Here is a 16,766-nt window from a genome sequence, read left to right as displayed (position 1 = left end):
GTCGTTGTGTCACCGCGTGACGTGCGTTACTTGCGCATGACCTCGGGCTCGTGGCGGCGCAGCAGACGCTGGACCACGATGCCGCAGATGACGCCGATGGCGAGCAGGACGGTGATGTTGATGCCCCACTGGCCGGCCGAGTGCTCCCACAGGGGGTCGAGGTCCGTCGGGTTCTTCGGGTCCCACGGCGGCATCAGGTGCGACAGGTCGAGCGTCGTACCGGCGCCGGCGATGGCCCAGCGGGACGGCATCAGCCAGGCGAACTGCTCCAGGCCGGGCGAGCCGTAGACCTGGAAAAGGATGCCGGTGAAGACGACCTGGACGATCGCGAACATGACCAGCAGCGGCATGGTCTTCTCGGCGGTCTTCACCAGCGAGGAGATGACCAGGCCGAACATCATCGAGGTGAAGCCGAGCGCGATCACCACGAGGCAGATCTCGACGGCCGGCGGCATGATCAGGCCCTCTTCGGGCAGGTCGCGGGTGGCGAAGCCGATGCCGCAGATGATGACGCCCTGGAAGGCGGTGATCAGGCCGAGGACGATGACCTTGGACATCAGGTACGCGGAGCGGGACAGGCCGGTGGCGCGTTCCCGTTCGTAGATGACCCGTTCCTTGATCAGCTCTCGTACGGAGTTCGCCGCGCCGGAGAAGCACATGCCGACCGCGAGGATCAGCATGATCGTGCCGGCGTCGCCGTTGAACCTGGACTTGCCGTCGTCGGGGGCGGCGAGGCCGAAGTCGGCCGGAATGACGACACTGACCAGGCCGAGGACGGCGGGCAGGATCACCATCAGGCCCATGAAGCCCTTGTCGGACGCGATCACCGAGGAGTAGCGGCGGATCAGCGTCAGCAGCTGGGCTCCCCAGCTCTGCGGCTTCGGCGGGCGCATCTGCTGCGGCGGCGGCATGTTGACCGACTGCGCGGCGACGGCGTCGATGTCCGCCGCGTACATCTGGTAGTGCTGCGAACCGCGCCAGCGGCCCGCCCAGTCGTAGTCGCGGTAGTTCTCGAACGCGGAGAAGACGTCGGCCCAGGTGGTGTACCCGAAGAAGTTGAGCGCCTCCTCCGGCGGGCCGAAGTAAGCCACGGAACCGCCGGGGGCCATGACGAGCAGCTTGTCGCACAGCTGGAGTTCTGCCACGGAGTGCGTGACGACGAGGACCGTACGGCCGTCGTCCGCCAGGCCCCGCAGCAGCTGCATGACGTCACGGTCCATGCCCGGGTCGAGGCCGGAGGTCGGCTCGTCCAGGAAGATCAGCGACGGCTTGGTCAGCAGCTCCAGGGCCACGGAGACGCGCTTGCGCTGGCCGCCGGAGAGCGAGGTGACCTTCTTGTCCTTGTGGATGTCGAGCTTCAGCTCGCGCAGTACCTCGTCGATACGCGCCTCACGCTCGGCCTCGGCCGTGTCGCCGGGGAAGCGGAGCTTGGCCGCGTACTTGAGTGCCTTACGGACGGTGAGCTCCTTGTGCAGGATGTCGTCCTGCGGAACCAGTCCGATGCGCTGGCGCAGCTCTGCGAACTGCTTGTAGAGGCTGCGGTTGTCGTAGAGGACGTCGCCCTGGTTGGCGGGCCGGTAGCCGGTGAGCGCCTTGAGCAGGGTGGACTTTCCGGAGCCGGACGGGCCGATGACACCGATCAGCGACTTCTCCGGGACACCGAAGGAGACGTCGCGGAGGATCTGCTTGCCGCCGTCGACGGTCACCGTGAGGTGCCGGGCCGAGAAGGAGACCTCACCGGTGTCGACGAACTCCTCGAGCTGTCCGCCGACGATACGGAACGTGGAGTGGCCGACGCCGACGATGTCGTTCGGGCCGATGAGGACCGTGCCGGACTTGGCGATCGGCTGACCGTTGACGTACGTGCCGTTGTGCGACCCGAGATCGCGGATCTCGAAGCGGCCGTCGGGGTGCGCGCTGAACTCGGCGTGGTGGCGCGAGACCTGAAGGTCGGAGACGACCAGCTCGTTCTCGAGCGCACGACCGATGCGCATGACGCGCCCGAGCGCCAACTGGTGGAAGGTGGTCGGGCTGCGGTCGCCGTGTACCGGCTGAGCACCCTGCGCCTTCGGCATGCCCTGCTGGTGCGGCACCTGCGGCTGCTGGGCCTGCGGAGGCTGCTGCTGCCAGCCCTGCTGGGGCGGCTGCTGCTGAGCCGGGGGCTGCTGCCAGCCCTGCTGCGGCTGCGGGGCCGGCGCCTGGTGCGCCGGGGCCTGCTGGGCCATCTGCTGCGGGGCGGCGGCCTGGGCGCTGTAGGCGCCCGCGCCGGCCACCGCACCGGCGCCGCTCAGAGCAAGTCGGGGACCGTCGGTGGCGTTGCCCAGATGGACGGCCGTCCCCGCGCCGATCTCCAACTGATGGATCCGCTGCCCCTGCACGTACGTGCCGTTGGTGCTGCCGTGGTCCTCGATGACCCAACTACGCCCGCCCCAGCTGATCGTGGCGTGCCGCCACGACACTCTGGCGTCGTCGATCACCACATCGCCCTGCGGATCGCGTCCGAGGCTGTACGACCGGGACGGATCGAGCGTCCAGGTCCTTCCGTTCAATTCCAGTACGAGTTCCGGCACTCCATGCCCCACTAGTTGTCCCCCGAGCTTCCCCCGTCGCCGGGAGTCTAGGGAAGGCGAACATCGTGGGGAACTATTTCAGGCCCGGTCCCGTATCCGAAAGTCGGGCCTTGTGAAGACCTCGTTCGGTACGGAGTCGGTACGTTCGCCGACGGCGGGGAGCACCTCCGAAGGGCGACGATCACGCACGAGCGGCCATGGATCATGTGTGAACCGAATAATCCAGGCCAATCAGGTCGAACGTGCCGGTCCCGGCCACTGGACGGATGGCGTGTCCGTCAGGCGGGACAGGACGTCTCCACCCGGCCGTGGCCCGATACGGTGGTAGCACCATGAGCGCATCGCAGCCCCCTCCCCACACCGACGTCCCCACCCTTCTCGTCAAGATCTTCGGGAAGGACCGCCCGGGGATCACCGCCGGGCTCTTCGACACCCTCGCCGCGTACGGCGTCGACGTCGTCGACATCGAGCAGGTCGTGTCCCGGGGGCGCCTCGTGCTGTGCGCCCTCGTCACCGCGCCGAGCGTGGGCGGGACCACCGAGGGCGACCTGCGTGCCACCGTGCACAGCTGGGCCGACTCCCTGAAACTGCAGGCCGAGATCATCTCCGGCACCGGCGACAACCGGCCGCGCGGCAGCGGGCGTTCGCTCGTGACCGTGCTCGGGCACCCGCTCACGGCGGAGTCCACTGCGGCCATAGCGGCCACCATCGCCGACGTCGGCGGCAACATCGACCGTATCTTCCGGCTCGCCAAGTACCCGGTCACCGCTGTGGAGTTCGCGGTCTCCGGCGTGCAGACCGAGCCGCTGCGGACCGCGTTGGCCATAGAGGCGGCCGAGATCGGGGTCGACGTGGCCGTCGTCTCCGCGGGGCTGCACCGGCGGGCGCAGCGGCTCGTGGTCATGGACGTGGACTCCACGCTCATCCAGGACGAGGTCATCGAGCTCTTCGCGGCGCACGCCGGCTGCGAGGCCGAGGTCGCGGCGGTGACCGCCGCGGCGATGCGCGGCGAACTGGACTTCGAGCAGTCGCTGCATGCTCGGGTGGCGCTGCTCGAGGGTCTCGACGCCTCCGTCGTCGACAAGGTACGCGCCGAGGTACGGCTCACCCCGGGAGCGCGCACCCTGATCCGTACGCTGAAGCGGCTCGGCTACCAAGTGGGCGTCGTCTCCGGCGGCTTCACGCAGGTCACCGACGACCTGAAGGAACGGCTCGGGCTCGATTTCGCGTCGGCGAACACGCTGGAGATCGTGGAGGGGAAGCTCACCGGCCGCGTCGTGGGCGAGATCGTCGACCGGGCCGGCAAGGCGCGGCTGCTGCGCCGGTTCGCGGCAGAGGCAGGAGTTCCGCTCGCGCAGACCGTCGCGATCGGCGACGGCGCGAACGATCTGGACATGCTGAACGCCGCGGGGCTCGGTGTCGCGTTCAACGCCAAGCCCGTCGTGCGCAAGGCCGCGCACACGGCGGTCAATGTGCCGTTCCTGGACACGGTGCTGTATCTGCTGGGCATCACACGCGAAGAGGTGGAGGCCGCCGACGACGGCACCGGCGAGCACTGACGGGCGCCGAGTCCACGAAGGCGCGCACAAGGCGCGGCACAGGGCGGGCCCGGCACACCGCCGGGCCCGCCCTGTGCCGTGACGGGTCAGTCGTGCGGGGTCCAGTAGTCGAGCAGCGTGCCGACGCCGTGCTCCACGGACTTCCATGATCCGGTGAAGGACACGACGGCGAACGCCGAGGTCGGGAAGCCGTCACGGGTCATGCGGGACAGCGCGTCCCCCTCGGTCCCGCCCGCGAGGGCGTCGGCGAGAGCGTGCATTCCGGGGTTGTGACCAATGACAAGCAGGTCGTTCACATCGTCGGGGGTCTCGTTGAGCAGGGCGAGCAGGTCGCCGAGGGAGGCCTCGTACAGCCGCTCCTCGTACACGGTCTTCGGGCGGTGCGGCAGCTCGTGCACCGCGAGCTTCCATGTCTCGCGGGTCCTGGCCGCGGTCGAGCACAGGGCCAGATCGAAGTCGATACCGGTCTCGGCGAGCCGGCGGCCGGCCACGGGCGCGTCCTTGCGGCCACGCTCTGCGAGCGGGCGCTCATGGTCGGACACCTGGGGCCAGTCGGCCTTCGCATGCCGGAGGAGAACGATCCTGCGGGATTCGGGAGGTCCGGGGGGTGTCCCCCCGGAAGACACAGCGGCGCTCATGACACCCAGCTTCGCATGAATTGAGCCATCAGGCGCAGGGTGTTGAGGTGCTCACCCGTCACGGGTGACGCCGTCAACCGGCCAGCGTGCGGAAGATCAGCCGGAGGACCTCGCCGAACGCGGAGGCGTCGCCGGACACGGCGTGCGCCTGCCCAGGACCGGCGATCAGCATGAGCAGCGTGCAGAAAGCGACGGCCGGGAGCGCCAGCGCCCACCAGGGCAGCCGGGCCCCGGCGACGACCGGGGCCTGGGGACGGGACCGGGTGTGCGCGTGGGCCGGCATGGCCGCCTCCGTAGGTCTGAGGTCGAGTACCTCAAACGTACGGATCATGAACGGCGGCGCCCATCCGGTGAGCCACCCACTTCACCCTGACCCTGGCCCCCTAGGGGATGGTGGTGCCGGCACCACCGGGTCTCGTCCTGCGGAGGCCGGCACCGCCCGGTCGTGCGCGCGGCGCCGCCGGGCGGGCGGCGGCCACGGTGTCACGGCGCGGCGACGGTCGCGATGATCGAGATGACCACACCGATGAGGAGTATCAGGCCGAAGATCCCGAGGAGCTTCTTCTGGCCGTTCTGGGGGTTCGGATCGAGCACAGGCATGGTCTCAGTCTCGCACCCGCGTCTCGTCCTCGATCGTCCGGTCCCGCCCCGCGAGGACGCCCATCACGATCTGCGGGACGAGCAGCCCCGCCATCAGCCCGATCGGCAGGCCCCAGCCGCCGCTGTGCTGGTACAGCACGCCCACCAGCAGCGGGCCGGGGATGGAGATCAGGTAGCCGGTCGACTGGGCGAAAGCGGAGAGCCGTACGACGCCCGCGCCCGTCCTCGACCGCATGCCGATCATGGTGAGGGCGAGCGGGAACGAGCAGTTGGAGATGCCCAGCAGCAGCGCCCAGGCCCACGCTCCGGCCGCCGGCGCCAGCAGCAGGCCCACATAGCCGGTCAGTCCACACAGGCCGAGGGCCACGGCGATGGGACCCTGGTGCTTCATCCGGGTCGCCAGCCGGGGGATAACGAACGCCAGCGGTACGCCCATGACCATCGTGACGGCCAGCAGCACGCCCGCGGCCCCGGCGGAGACGCCCGCGTCGCGGAAGATCTGCGGCATCCAGCCCATCGTGATGTAGGCGCCGGTCGCCTGGAGCCCGAAGAAGCAGGCCAGCGCCCATGCCGTGGGACTACGGGTGATGCGCGGCGCGGGAGCGGCCGGGTCGGCGTCGTGCGGCCCCGAGGCACTGTCGTCGCCGGCGCCGCGGTCGCGGTCGCGTACCAGCCGGAGCCAGGGCAGTGCGGCGGCTGCGGCCAGCGCCGCCCACACCGCGAGGCCGGCGCGCCAACTGCCGCCCAGCGCAGCGGTCATGGGCACGGTCGCGGCCGCTGCCACGGACGTGCCGAGCGCGAGCGCCATGGAGTAGAGGCCGGTCATCGAGCCGACCCGGTCGGGGAAGTACCGCTTGACGATCACCGGCATCAGCACGTTGCTGACGGCGATGCCCATGAGGGCGACCGCACTGGCGGCGAGGAACCCGGCAGTGCCGCCCGCGAAGGGCCGTACGGCGAGTCCTGCGGCGATGGCGGCCATACCGGCACAGAGCACGGCGCCGGGCCCGAAGCGGCGGGCGAGCCGGGGTGCGGCGACGCCGAAAACGGCGAAGCAGAGCGGCGGTACGGAGGTGAGCAGCCCGGCCACGCTGCCGCTCATGTGCAGCCCGGTGCGGGCCTCCTCCAGCAGGGCTCCGAGGCTGGTGATGGCGGGGCGCAGATTGAGCGCGGCGAGGACGATGCCGACGACGACGAGGCGGGTGACCCACACGGAGCGCCTACGGGCGGCAGAATCCTGGGAGGCAGGGGCCGTGGTGGCGGGGCTGAGGGTGCGGGTCTCGTCGAGCATGGACCCATCATAGAATCATGGGATGATTGGTTGTCCAATCCCGAACGACCGTCGTATACGGGCGGCGGGCGGACGCCTGACGACAAGGAGCACCATGGCGCTGTCCTCTCCCCGGCGTTCCGCGCTCTCCGACCAAGTGATCGCCGAGCTCCGGAACCAGATCACCTCGGGCGAGTGGCCGGTCGGTTCGCGGATTCCGACCGAGCCGGAACTGGTCGAGCAGCTCGGCGTCGCCCGCAACACCGTCCGGGAGGCGGTGCGTGCGCTCGCCCACAACGGGCTCCTGGACATCCGGCAGGGCTCGGGCACGTACGTCGTTGCCACGAGCGAGCTGGCGGGCGTGATGCACCGCCGCTTCGCCGACGCCGACCCGCGGCACATCGCCGAGCTGCGCTCCACCCTGGAGTCGTCCGCCGCGAGGCTGGCCGCCGAGCGGCGTACCGAACGGGACCTGAAGCAGCTGGACTCGCTGCTGGCCCGGCGCGAGGAGGCATGGGACTCGGGCGTCGCCGAGGCGTTCGTGGCGGCCGACGCGACCTTCCATCTCGCCGTGGTCGCCGCGTCGCACAACGAGGTGCTGACCGGACTGTACGCGGACCTGGGCGATCTGATGCGCGACTGGCTGCGCGACGACGTCGGCCAGGAGCTGCGTCCCGAGCACCACATGGATCACGCACGGCTGGTCGGGGCGATCCGCGCGGGCGACGGCGACACGGCGGCCTCCGAGGCGGCCGGCTATCCGTTCATGTGTCTGCGTCGGCCTTCACCGGCTGGTGGCTGACCCAGACCGACCGGATCTCCTTCCAGCACCGCCCGGTCAGCTCGCCGTATCCGGCGGGGCGGAGCAACAAGGGCGCGGTGTCCGCGTCAACGTCCCACCAGCGGTCGCACTCGACATGGAGCTGCACCCGGTCGGCGCCGGGGTACGGGTTGTGGCAGTAGGCGGTGACCCGGGAACCTTCGACGACGGTGCTGCATCCGGCCTGGTAGGTCGGCTGCGGCGCCGGCCGCGGGTCCTGCGACTCCTGACGGAGCTGGAGTGTGGCGAAGGGTATCGCCCCCAGCAGGACCGTCACGGCGGCCAGTACGGAGGCGTTGCGCCATTTCGTACGCACGAGCAGGACCTCCTCGGCCGGGCTGCGGCGCACGCGCCGCAACAGCACCACAAGGAAGATTTGCTCCTCCAGCATCGCCGCCCCCGGTGGGGACCGCCCACTCGCGGGGTCGGTACTGGGCCGAACGGGGGACGCCCCGCCCACCGCGGAAGCGGTCGGCGGGGCGTCCCCGGAGTACGGACTGCTGGTCAGGCGCCCATGATGTGCACGCCGCCGTCGACGTGGACGATCTCGCCGGTGGTCTTCGGGAAGAAGTCGGACAGCAGCGCGACGACACCGCGGCCCGCGGGCTCCGGGTCGGCCATGTCCCACTCGAGCGGGGAGCGCTCGTCCCACACCTTCGCGAGGTCCGAGAAGCCGGGGATGGACTTCGCGGCCATCGACCCGAGCGGGCCGGCCGAGATCAGGTTGCAGCGCACGTTCTGCTTGCCGAGGTCACGGGCGAGGTAGCGGCTGGTGGCCTCGAGGGCGGCCTTGGCCGGACCCATCCAGTCGTACTGCGGCCAGGCGAACTGCGCGTCGAAGGTCAGACCGACGACCGAGCCGCCCTGCTGCATCAGCGGCAGGCAGGCCATCGTCAGCGACTTCAGCGAGAACGCCGAGACGTGCATCGCGGTGGACACCGACTCGAACGGCGTGTTGAGGAAGTTGCCGCCGAGGGCGTCCTGGGGGGCGAAGCCGATGGAGTGGACGACACCGTCCAGGCTGCCGAGCTCCGCGCGCACCACGTCCTCGACGCGGGCCAGGTGCTCGTCGTTGGTGACGTCGAGCTCGATGACCTTCGCGGGCCTGGGCAGCTTCTTGGCGATGCGCTCGGTCAGGGTGGGCCGCGGGAAGGCGGTCAGAATGACCTCTGCGCCCTGCTCCTGGGCCACCTTCGCGGTGTGGAACGCGATGGAGGACTCCATCAGCACACCGGTGATCAGGACGCGCTTGCCCTCGAGAATTCCGCTCATGTGATCAGTGACCCATGCCCAATCCGCCGTCAACGGGGATGACGGCTCCAGTGATGTACGACGCGTCGTCGGAGGAGAGGAAACGCACGGCGGCGGCGATCTCCTCCGGCTGCGCGTAGCGGCCGAGCGGCACCTGCGAGACGATGCCCGCGCGCTGCTCGTCCGTGAGCGCCTGCGTCATGTCGGTGTCGACAAAACCGGGCGCGACGACGTTGAAGGTGATGTTCCGCGAGCCGAGCTCACGGGCCAGGGAGCGGGCGAAGCCCACCAGACCGGCCTTGGAGGCGGCGTAGTTGGCCTGCCCGGCAGAGCCAAGCAGCCCGACGACGGAGGAGATCAGGACGACACGGCCCTTCTTGGCACGCAGCATGCCGCGGTTGGCGCGCTTCACGACCCGGAAGGTGCCGGTGAGGTTGGTGTCGAGGACGGACGTGAAGTCGTCCTCCGACATACGCATCAGAAGCTGGTCCTTGGTGATGCCGGCGTTGGCGACCAGCACCTCCACGTTGCCGTGCTTCTCCTCGATCTCCTTGTAGGCCTGCTCCACCTGCTCCGCGTCGGTGATGTCGCACCGCACGGCGAGGCACCCGGCCTCGACGAGCTCGGCGGGCGGCTCGCCCGAGCGGTAGGTGATGGCGACCTTGTCGCCGTTCTCGGCGAAAGCGCGGGCGATGGCGAGGCCGATGCCCCGGTTTCCTCCGGTGACGAGAACCGAGCGGCTCAACGGATCACCCTTTCGTTAGCGGTCTGGAGCACCTGGGAGCCAGGCGACTACCTCGGAAACCTATCGGTCCGGTCCGCCGTACGGGGAATCGGTCCCTGACAGCGCCTTCGATCAGTCGCTGTCGGATCCCTACAGAAGAAGCGGCTCGTGGCGTTTCGTCCCTCAGTTCGCCGTACAGGAGGATTTCGGTCACCGTGCCGTCGGGACTCCCCGAGGCATGGAGCAGATGTCCCTCCGCCGGGCCCGGCCGGACGGAGGGGCGTCATCCGGTTCGGGTCGTCCCTCGCAGGTTTGGTCGGGATGGCCTCCACACGTGCCCGGCGCCGTACGTAATCCCCGGACATGGTGCCCCCGCAGCATGATTCACTGCGTGCCGTAGCGACCCCGGTGAGTGCCTGGAGGAAAAACAGCCGTGCCCCACGACATCGATCAGACGTTCACCGCGCTGCCGCTCCGGGCGCTCGCCGACGCGGCGCTCGCCCGGGCCCGGGCGCTCGGTGCCGAGCATGCCGACTTCCGGCTGGAGCGCGTACGCAGTGCGTCCTGGCGGTTGCGGGACGCCAAGCCCGCCGGATCCTCCGACACCACGGACCTCGGCTACGCGGTGCGGGTCGTGCACGGCGGGGCGTGGGGATTCGCGTCCGGGGTCGACCTGACCATGGACGCCGCGGCCAGGGTCGCGGGCCAGGCGGTCGCGATGGCGAAGCTGTCGGCGAAGGTGATCGCGGCGGCGGGCAGCGACGAGCGGGTGGAGCTGGCGGACGAGCCGGTGCACGCCGACAAGACATGGGTCTCGTCGTACGAGATCGACCCCTTCGCCGTCCCCGACGAGGAGAAGACCGCGCTGCTGGCACAGTGGAGCGACCGGCTGCTGCGGGCCGACGGCGTCGCGCACGTCGACGCCTCGCTGCTGACCGTCCACGAGAACAAGTTCTATGCGGACACGGCCGGCACCGTCACCACCCAGCAGCGGGTGCGGCTGCATCCACAGCTCACCGCGGTCGCCGTCGACGAGACGACCGGCGAGTTCGACTCGATGCGCACGATCGCGCCCCCGGCGGGCCGCGGCTGGGAGTATCTGCGCGGCACCGGCTGGGACTGGGACGCGGAGCTGGAGCAGATCCCGGAGCTGCTCGCGGAGAAGATGCGTGCGCCGAGTGTCGAAGCCGGCCGCTACGACCTGGTGGTCGACCCGTCCAATCTGTGGCTCACCATCCACGAGTCGATCGGCCACGCCACCGAGCTGGACCGGGCGCTCGGCTACGAGGCGGCGTACGCGGGCACGTCGTTCGCGACCTTCGACCAGCTGGGGAAGCTGGCGTACGGCTCCTCCGTGATGAACGTGACCGGCGACCGCACGGCCGAGCACGGGCTCGCGACGATCGGATACGACGACGAGGGCGTCGAGGCGCAGAGCTGGGACCTGGTCAAGGACGGCACGCTCGTCGGCTACCAGCTGGACCGGCGGATCGCGAAGCTGACCGGCCTCGGCCGCTCCAACGGTTGCGCGTACGCCGACTCCCCCGCTCATGTGCCGGTGCAGCGGATGGCGAACGTGTCGCTGCAGCCGGACCCGGGCGGACTGTCGACGGACGACCTGATCGGCGGGGTCGAGCGCGGGATCTACGTGGTCGGCGACCGATCGTGGTCGATCGACATGCAGCGCTACAACTTCCAGTTCACCGGCCAGCGGTTCTTCCGCATCGAGAACGGCCGCCTGGCCGGGCAGCTGCGGGATGTCGCCTACCAGGCGACGACGACCGAGTTCTGGGGCTCCATGGAGCAGGTCGGCGGTCCGCAGACGTACGTGCTGGGCGGCGCGTTCAACTGCGGGAAGGCCCAGCCCGGCCAGGTGGCCTCCGTCTCGCACGGCTGCCCGTCCGCCCTCTTCCGGGGCGTCAACATCTTGAACACGACGCAGGAGGCGGGTCGATGAGCGAGCACGTCACGCACACGTCCCCCTGCCGGGGGACCGGGGGTCGCCCCCCGGGCAAGCACAGTTTGAACACCACGCAGGAGGCGGGTCGATGAGCAGCCGTACCAGCAAGCCGCACGAGATCGTCGAGCGGGCTCTCGAGCTGTCCACCGCCGACGGCTGCGTCGTCATCGCCGACGAGGAGTCGTCCGCCAACCTGCGCTGGGCCGGCAACACGCTGACGACCAACGGCGTCACCCGCGGCCGCACCCTCACCGTGATCGCCACCGTCGACGGCTCGCAGGGCACCGCCTCCGGTGTGGTGTCCCGGTCCGCCGTGACCGCCGCCGACCTCGAGCCGCTGGTGCGCGCCGCGGAAGCCGCGGCGCGCGGCGCGGGGCCGGCCGAGGACGCCCAGCCGCTCGTCGAAGGCACTCCCGCGTCCCCGGACTTCACGGACGCGCCCGCGGAGACCACCTCGGCCGTGTTCGCTGACTTCGCGCCCGCGCTCGGCGAGGCCTTCGCCCGGGCCAGGGCCGGCGGCCGTGAGCTGTACGGCTTCGCCAACCACGAGATGACCTCCACCTACGTCGGCACCTCGACGGGCCTGCGCCTGCGGCACGACCAGCCGAACGGCACCCTGGAGCTGAACGCCAAGTCTCCGGACCGGGCCCGCTCCGCATGGGCGGGCCGTTCGACGCGGGACTTCAAGGACGTGGACCCGGCTGCCATGGACGCCGAGCTGGCGCAGCGGCTGGCCTGGGCGGAGCGCCGGATCGAGCTGCCCGCCGGGCGGTACGAGACGCTCCTGCCGCCCACCGCGGTGGCCGATCTGCTGATCTACCAGCTGTGGTCCTCCGCTGCCCGGGACGCCGCCGAGGGCCGCACGGTCTTCTCCAAGCCCGGCGGCGGCACCCGCGTCGGGGAGACTCTGTCCCCGCTGCCGCTCACCCTGCGCAGCGACCCGAACGAGCAGGGGCTCGAGTCCGCCCCGTTCGTGATCGCGCACTCCTCTGGCGACGACGCCTCCGTCTTCGACAACGGCCTGCCGCTCGGGCCGACGGACTGGGTACGGGAAGGGAAACTGGAGCACCTGGTCGCCACGCGGCACAGCGCCGGCCTGACCGGCCTGCCCGTCGCAGCGGGCACGGGGAACCTGGTGCTGGACGGCGGCGGTGAGCGATCGCTGGACGAGATGGTGGCCGCCACGGCCCGCGGCCTGCTCCTGACCTGTCTGTGGTACATCCGGGAGGTGGACCCGGCGACGCTGCTGCTGACGGGTCTGACCAGGGACGGCGTATACCTGGTGGAGAACGGGGAGGTCGTCGGGGAGGTCAACAACTTCCGCTTCAACGAGTCCCCCGTCGATCTGCTGTCGCGGACCACCGAGGCCGGGCGCACCGAGAAGACACTGCCGCGGGAGTGGGGCGACTGGTTCACCCGGGCCGCGATGCCCGCGCTGCGGGTGCCGGATTTCAATATGAGTTCGGTCAGCCAGGGCGTATAACCTCGGGTGCGTCCGTGGTTCGGTTGCGGACGCACTCACCGAAGGAGACATGAGAGACGTGACGGACATCGTCGACGAGCTGAAGTGGCGCGGGCTGATGGCCCAGTCCACCGACGAGGACGCTTTGCGCAAGGCGCTCGCGGACGGTCCCGTCACGTTCTATTGCGGCTTCGACCCGACCGCGGCGAGCCTGCACGTCGGGCATCTGGTCCAGGTGCTGACCGTGCGCCGGCTCCAGCTCGCCGGTCACCGGCCGCTGGCACTGGTGGGCGGGGCGACGGGCCAGATCGGCGACCCGCGGCCGACCGCGGAGCGCACGCTGAACGACCCGGCGACGATCGCGCAGTGGGTGGACCGGCTGCGCTCGCAGATCGAGCCGTACCTCTCGTTCGAGGGTGACAACGCCGCGGTCATGGTGAACAACCTGGACTGGACCGCGGGCATGTCCGCCATCGAGTTCCTGCGGGACATCGGCAAGCACTTCCGTGTCAACAAGATGCTCACCAAGGACTCGGTCGCGCGGCGTCTGGAGTCCGAGCAGGGCATCAGCTACACGGAGTTCAGCTACCAGCTGCTGCAGGGCATGGACTTCCTGGAGCTCTACCGGCGGTACGGCTGCGTCCTGCAGCAGGGCGGCAGCGACCAGTGGGGCAACCTGACCGCGGGCTTGGACCTGATCCACCGCCTGGAGCCGGACGCCGAGGTGCACGCCCTGGCCACCCCGCTGATGACCAAGGCCGACGGCACCAAGTTCGGCAAGTCCGAGACCGGCACGCTCTGGCTCGACCCGGAGATGACCACGCCGTACGCGTTCTACCAGTTCTGGCTGAACACGGACGACCGGGACATCAACCGGTACCTGCGCATCCTCAGCTTCAAGAGCCGTGAGGAGCTCGAGGAGCTGGAGAAGCAGACCGCGGAGCGGCCGCAGGCGCGCGCCGCCCAGCGGGCGCTGGCGGAGGAGCTGACCACCCTGGTGCACGGCGCCGACCAGTGTGCCGCGGTGATCAACGCCTCGAAGGCGCTGTTCGGGCAGGGCGAGCTGGGCGATCTGGACGAGGCGACGCTGCGTGCGGCGCTCGCCGAGCTGCCGCACGCCCGGGTCGGCGAGCTGCTGCCGGTCGTCGATCTGTTCGCCGAGGTCGGTCTGGCGCCGAGCAAGTCCGCGGCCCGCCGGACGGTGAAGGAGGGCGGCGCCTACGTGAACAACGTGAAAGTGACCGCCGAGGACGCCGTGGTGTCGCAGGACGAGCTGCTGCACGGGCGCTGGCTGGTGCTGCGCCGGGGCAAGAAGAACCTGGCGGCGGTCGAGGTCACGGCCGGCTGACCGACGGCACGGCACGACGCGTTACGGCTGAGGCCGGGTGGGCACTGAGCCCACCCGGCCTCAGCCGTGTGTGGTGTCGGACGTGTGGTGTCAGACGTGTGGTGTCAGGCGCGTTGTTTTCTGCCGCGGACCGAGCTGTAGGCCATGTCTCCCAGGAAGACGACGATGATGGCCGCGACGAGCTGGAAGGCGTGCCGCCACCAGTCGATACCGCTGGTCTCCGCGACGCCGAGTCCACGGGCGACGGCGTTGCCGATGACGGCGCCGATGATGCCGAAGATGGTGGTCAGCCAGAGCGGACTGTGCTGCTTGCCCGGGATGATCGCCTTGGCGATCAGGCCCAGCACGAATCCCACGATGATCGCCCACAACCAGCCCATGGCTGCCTCCTTGTACGGCCTCTGCGTGAGCAGTTACGTCGCCAGTGTCGGCCCGTCAGCCGTACGGCGCATGTCGTGGAACGCCGTACGGCTGACGACGTAGACGGGGCACGCAGTCGTGGGGCCGCCCCACTCTCGAAGACGGCGCAGGCCGGGCGTACCGTGGAGGGGGTCGAAGCAGGGGATGTCCGGGAACGTCCGGGCGCGGAAATCGGGTGGTGGACAGTGATGCGGAAGCACCACGGAGCAGAGGTCTACCGGATCACGGGAGCACGCCGGGGCCTCGCCGACGATGTGCGCGGCAGGCAGCGCCGCTACGTGATCTCGATGTCGGTCCGTACGGTGTCGGTGATCCTCGCGGCCGTGCTGTGGAACGTGGAGCGTCATGTGGCGATCGTGGCGCTGGCGCTCGGCATACTGCTGCCGTATGTCGCGGTTGTCATCGCCAACGCAGGCCGGGAGAACGCCCCTTCCCTGCCGTCGACCTACGTTGCGCCGCCGGCGCGTCCGATGATCGAGCCGGCCGCGGAGCCCGGTGCGGAGCAAACGGAGGCGGGGACCTTCGAGCGGGAGCGTCCGGCGGCCGGGCAGAGCTGACGGCGGGCCGGGACGGCGGATCCGGGAGGCTCCGCAAAGCTCAGGAAAAGCTCAGATCAATCATGAAGTTCCGGTGCACCGCACCCTGTTACCCATGACATACTGCCTACGCGCTCCGCATCCCCCGTCGGAGCGACGGACCGACGCCGGGCAGCTCCCCCCGTGGCTGCTCGGCGTCGCCATGCTGGGACAATGATCCGGTGATGCATCCGGTGAGTGAAGAATCCCCGATCTGCTCGGCCAAGGGCTGCCGCACCGGCGCCGTCTGGGTCCTCGCCTGGAACAACCCGAAGCTGCACACCCCTGACCGCCGCAAGACATGGCTGGCGTGCGACGAACACCGGGAGCACCTTTCGCAGTTCCTCGGTGTGCGCGGCTTCCTCAAGGACGTGGTGACGCTGGAGGAGTGGGAGCGCGGCACGGGGGCCGAATCAGCCGCCGATGGCTGACATGGGCCGCTCGGGCTGAAGGAACGACGGGTCGTCGAGGCCGGATCCCGCCTTCTTGCCCCACATCGCCAGCCGCCAGATGCGGGCGATCTCCTCGTCGGGCGCCTCTGAGCGCAGCGCGGCCCGCAGGTCCGTCTCCTCGGTGGCGAAGAGGCAGGTGCGCACCTGGCCGTCGGCGGTGAGGCGGGTGCGGTCGCAGGCGCGGCAGAACGGGCGGGTGACGGAGGCGATGACGCCCACCCGCTGCGGTCCGCCGTCGACGACCCACCGCTCGGCGGGCGCGGAGCCGCGCGCGGCGTCGCCCTCCGGCGTCAGCGTGAAACGGGTGCGCAGGGACTCGAGGATGTCACCAGCGGTGATCATCCCGTCACGCTTCCAGCCGTGCTGTGCGTCGAGCGGCATCTGCTCGATGAAGCGCAGCTCGTAGTCGTTCTCCACCGCCCAGGCCAGGAGGTCGGGCGCCTCGTCGTCGTTGAGTCCCGGCATCAGGACGGCGTTGACCTTGACGGGGGTGAGACCGGCCTCGCGGGCGGCGGTGAGGCCGTCCAGCACGTCGTGGTGGCGGTCGCGGCGGGTGAGGGTCTTGAAGACGTCCGGCCGCAGGGTGTCCAGCGAGACGTTGACCCGGTCCAGGCCGGCGGCCTTCAGGGCGGCTGCCGTGCGCTTCAGCCCGATGCCGTTGGTGGTGAGGGACATCTTGGGGCGGGGCTCGAGGGCGGCGCAGCGCTCCACTATGCCGACCAGTCCGGGGCGCAGCAGCGGCTCGCCGCCGGTGAAGCGGACCTCGGTGATGCCGAGATCGGTGACGGCGATGCGGATCAGCCGGACGATCTCGTCGTCGCTCAGCAGATCGGGCTTCGCCAGCCACTGCAGGCCTTCTTCGGGCATACAGTACGTACACCGCAGGTTGCACCGGTCCGTGAGCGAAACGCGCAGGTCAGTGGCCACACGGCCGAAGGTGTCGATGAGCACTGTGGGCCCCCTCCCCATCCGGAAGTCGTACAGAATCTCGCCACTGCGAGCCTACGCGACAACGCCGACAACACCAGGGGCCGTTTGCCACGAGGTAAGCAGCGGCCGCGTCGCCCGAGGTGCCCGCGCCGGCCGCCGCACCCACCCCGGCCGACCCCACCACTCC

The 16,766-nt window shown here is 70.1% G+C and carries 17 protein-coding genes; 7 read left to right on the top strand and 10 right to left on the bottom strand.

Annotated features, from left to right (window positions below):
• Positions 1-26: 26 nt before the first annotated feature.
• Entirely contained in the window at positions 27-2,582 is a 2,556-nt protein-coding gene (locus ABZ070_RS18535) for an FHA domain-containing protein (RefSeq protein WP_356635067.1), read from the bottom strand.
• Between the two features lie 320 nt (positions 2,583-2,902).
• Between ABZ070_RS18535 and serB the strand changes: the two genes are divergently transcribed.
• The gene (serB, locus tag ABZ070_RS18530; protein WP_356635065.1) at positions 2,903-4,129 is read left to right on the top strand and encodes a phosphoserine phosphatase SerB; all 1,227 of its coding nucleotides are present in this window, start codon (positions 2,903-2,905) and stop codon (positions 4,127-4,129) included.
• Between the two features lie 86 nt (positions 4,130-4,215).
• On the opposite strand, the gene ABZ070_RS18525 is transcribed toward serB, so the two are convergent.
• The 4 genes from ABZ070_RS18525 to ABZ070_RS18510 form a co-directional block, all read right to left on the bottom strand.
• Entirely contained in the window at positions 4,216-4,767 is a 552-nt protein-coding gene (locus ABZ070_RS18525; RefSeq protein WP_356635063.1) for a histidine phosphatase family protein, read from the bottom strand.
• Positions 4,768-4,840: 73 nt separating this feature from the next.
• Positions 4,841-5,050, bottom strand: a complete 210-nt coding sequence (locus ABZ070_RS18520; protein WP_356635061.1) for a hypothetical protein — start codon at positions 5,048-5,050, stop codon at positions 4,841-4,843.
• A 200-nt stretch (positions 5,051-5,250) separates the two neighbouring features.
• Positions 5,251-5,367 carry an SGM_5486 family transporter-associated protein gene (locus tag ABZ070_RS18515; RefSeq protein WP_356635059.1) on the bottom strand — a complete coding sequence of 39 codons (117 nt, stop codon included), beginning with the start codon at positions 5,365-5,367 and terminating at the stop codon, positions 5,251-5,253.
• Positions 5,368-5,371: 4 nt separating this feature from the next.
• Positions 5,372-6,658: a CynX/NimT family MFS transporter gene (locus ABZ070_RS18510; protein WP_356635057.1), complete on the bottom strand. Its 1,287-nt coding sequence runs from the start codon at positions 6,656-6,658 to the stop codon at positions 5,372-5,374.
• 94 nt (positions 6,659-6,752) lie between these two features.
• Here ABZ070_RS18510 and ABZ070_RS18505 point away from each other — a divergent pair, with 94 nt between their 5' ends.
• Positions 6,753-7,439, top strand: coding sequence for a FadR/GntR family transcriptional regulator (locus ABZ070_RS18505; RefSeq protein ID WP_356635055.1), 687 nt, complete (start codon positions 6,753-6,755; stop codon positions 7,437-7,439).
• Here ABZ070_RS18505 and ABZ070_RS18500 read toward each other — a convergent pair.
• From ABZ070_RS18500 to fabG, 3 genes are all read right to left on the bottom strand, one after another.
• Positions 7,402-7,848, bottom strand: a complete 447-nt coding sequence (locus ABZ070_RS18500; protein WP_356635053.1) for a hypothetical protein — start codon at positions 7,846-7,848, stop codon at positions 7,402-7,404. The two genes, ABZ070_RS18505 and ABZ070_RS18500, sit on opposite strands and share 38 nt — an antisense overlap.
• A gap of 113 nt (positions 7,849-7,961) precedes the next feature.
• Positions 7,962-8,729, bottom strand: coding sequence for an enoyl-ACP reductase FabI (gene fabI, locus ABZ070_RS18495; RefSeq protein ID WP_356635051.1), 768 nt, complete (start codon positions 8,727-8,729; stop codon positions 7,962-7,964).
• Between the two features lie 4 nt (positions 8,730-8,733).
• Complete coding sequence (fabG, locus tag ABZ070_RS18490) at positions 8,734-9,453, bottom strand: 3-oxoacyl-[acyl-carrier-protein] reductase (protein ID WP_356635049.1); 720 nt, start codon at positions 9,451-9,453, stop codon at positions 8,734-8,736.
• Between the two features lie 412 nt (positions 9,454-9,865).
• On the opposite strand from fabG, the gene ABZ070_RS18485 reads away from it, so the two are divergent.
• The 3 genes from ABZ070_RS18485 (at position 9,866) to tyrS (ending at position 14,202) form a co-directional block, all read left to right on the top strand.
• Positions 9,866-11,389 carry a TldD/PmbA family protein gene (locus ABZ070_RS18485; RefSeq protein ID WP_356635048.1) on the top strand — a complete coding sequence of 508 codons (1,524 nt, stop codon included), beginning with the start codon at positions 9,866-9,868 and terminating at the stop codon, positions 11,387-11,389.
• Between the two features lie 91 nt (positions 11,390-11,480).
• A complete protein-coding gene (locus ABZ070_RS18480; RefSeq protein ID WP_356635046.1) occupies positions 11,481-12,875 on the top strand; it encodes a metallopeptidase TldD-related protein in 1,395 nt (464 codons plus the stop codon).
• A gap of 58 nt (positions 12,876-12,933) precedes the next feature.
• Positions 12,934-14,202, top strand: a complete 1,269-nt coding sequence (tyrS, locus tag ABZ070_RS18475; protein WP_356635097.1) for a tyrosine--tRNA ligase — start codon at positions 12,934-12,936, stop codon at positions 14,200-14,202.
• A 104-nt stretch (positions 14,203-14,306) separates the two neighbouring features.
• Here tyrS and ABZ070_RS18470 read toward each other — a convergent pair whose 3' ends face one another.
• On the bottom strand, positions 14,307-14,582 hold the full coding sequence (locus ABZ070_RS18470) for a GlsB/YeaQ/YmgE family stress response membrane protein (RefSeq protein WP_356635044.1): 276 nt from the start codon (positions 14,580-14,582) through the stop codon (positions 14,307-14,309).
• A gap of 228 nt (positions 14,583-14,810) precedes the next feature.
• On the opposite strand from ABZ070_RS18470, the gene ABZ070_RS18465 reads away from it, so the two are divergent.
• Both ABZ070_RS18465 and ABZ070_RS18460 read left to right on the top strand, forming a co-directional pair.
• Positions 14,811-15,179 carry a DUF3099 domain-containing protein gene (locus ABZ070_RS18465; protein WP_356635042.1) on the top strand — a complete coding sequence of 123 codons (369 nt, stop codon included), beginning with the start codon at positions 14,811-14,813 and terminating at the stop codon, positions 15,177-15,179.
• Between the two features lie 203 nt (positions 15,180-15,382).
• The gene (locus ABZ070_RS18460; RefSeq protein WP_356635040.1) at positions 15,383-15,628 is read left to right on the top strand and encodes a hypothetical protein; all 246 of its coding nucleotides are present in this window, start codon (positions 15,383-15,385) and stop codon (positions 15,626-15,628) included.
• On the opposite strand, the gene moaA is transcribed toward ABZ070_RS18460, so the two are convergent.
• On the bottom strand, positions 15,611-16,600 hold the full coding sequence (moaA, locus tag ABZ070_RS18455) for a GTP 3',8-cyclase MoaA (protein WP_356635038.1): 990 nt from the start codon (positions 16,598-16,600) through the stop codon (positions 15,611-15,613). The genes ABZ070_RS18460 and moaA overlap by 18 nt on opposite strands.
• Positions 16,601-16,766: the final 166 nt, after the last annotated feature.

The organism is Streptomyces sp. NPDC006283 (assembly GCF_040613325.1).
Lineage (GTDB): Bacteria > Actinomycetota > Actinomycetes > Streptomycetales > Streptomycetaceae > Streptomyces.
Note: the sequence above shows the minus strand (reverse complement) of the source record. Positions and strands in the feature narration are given on the sequence as shown.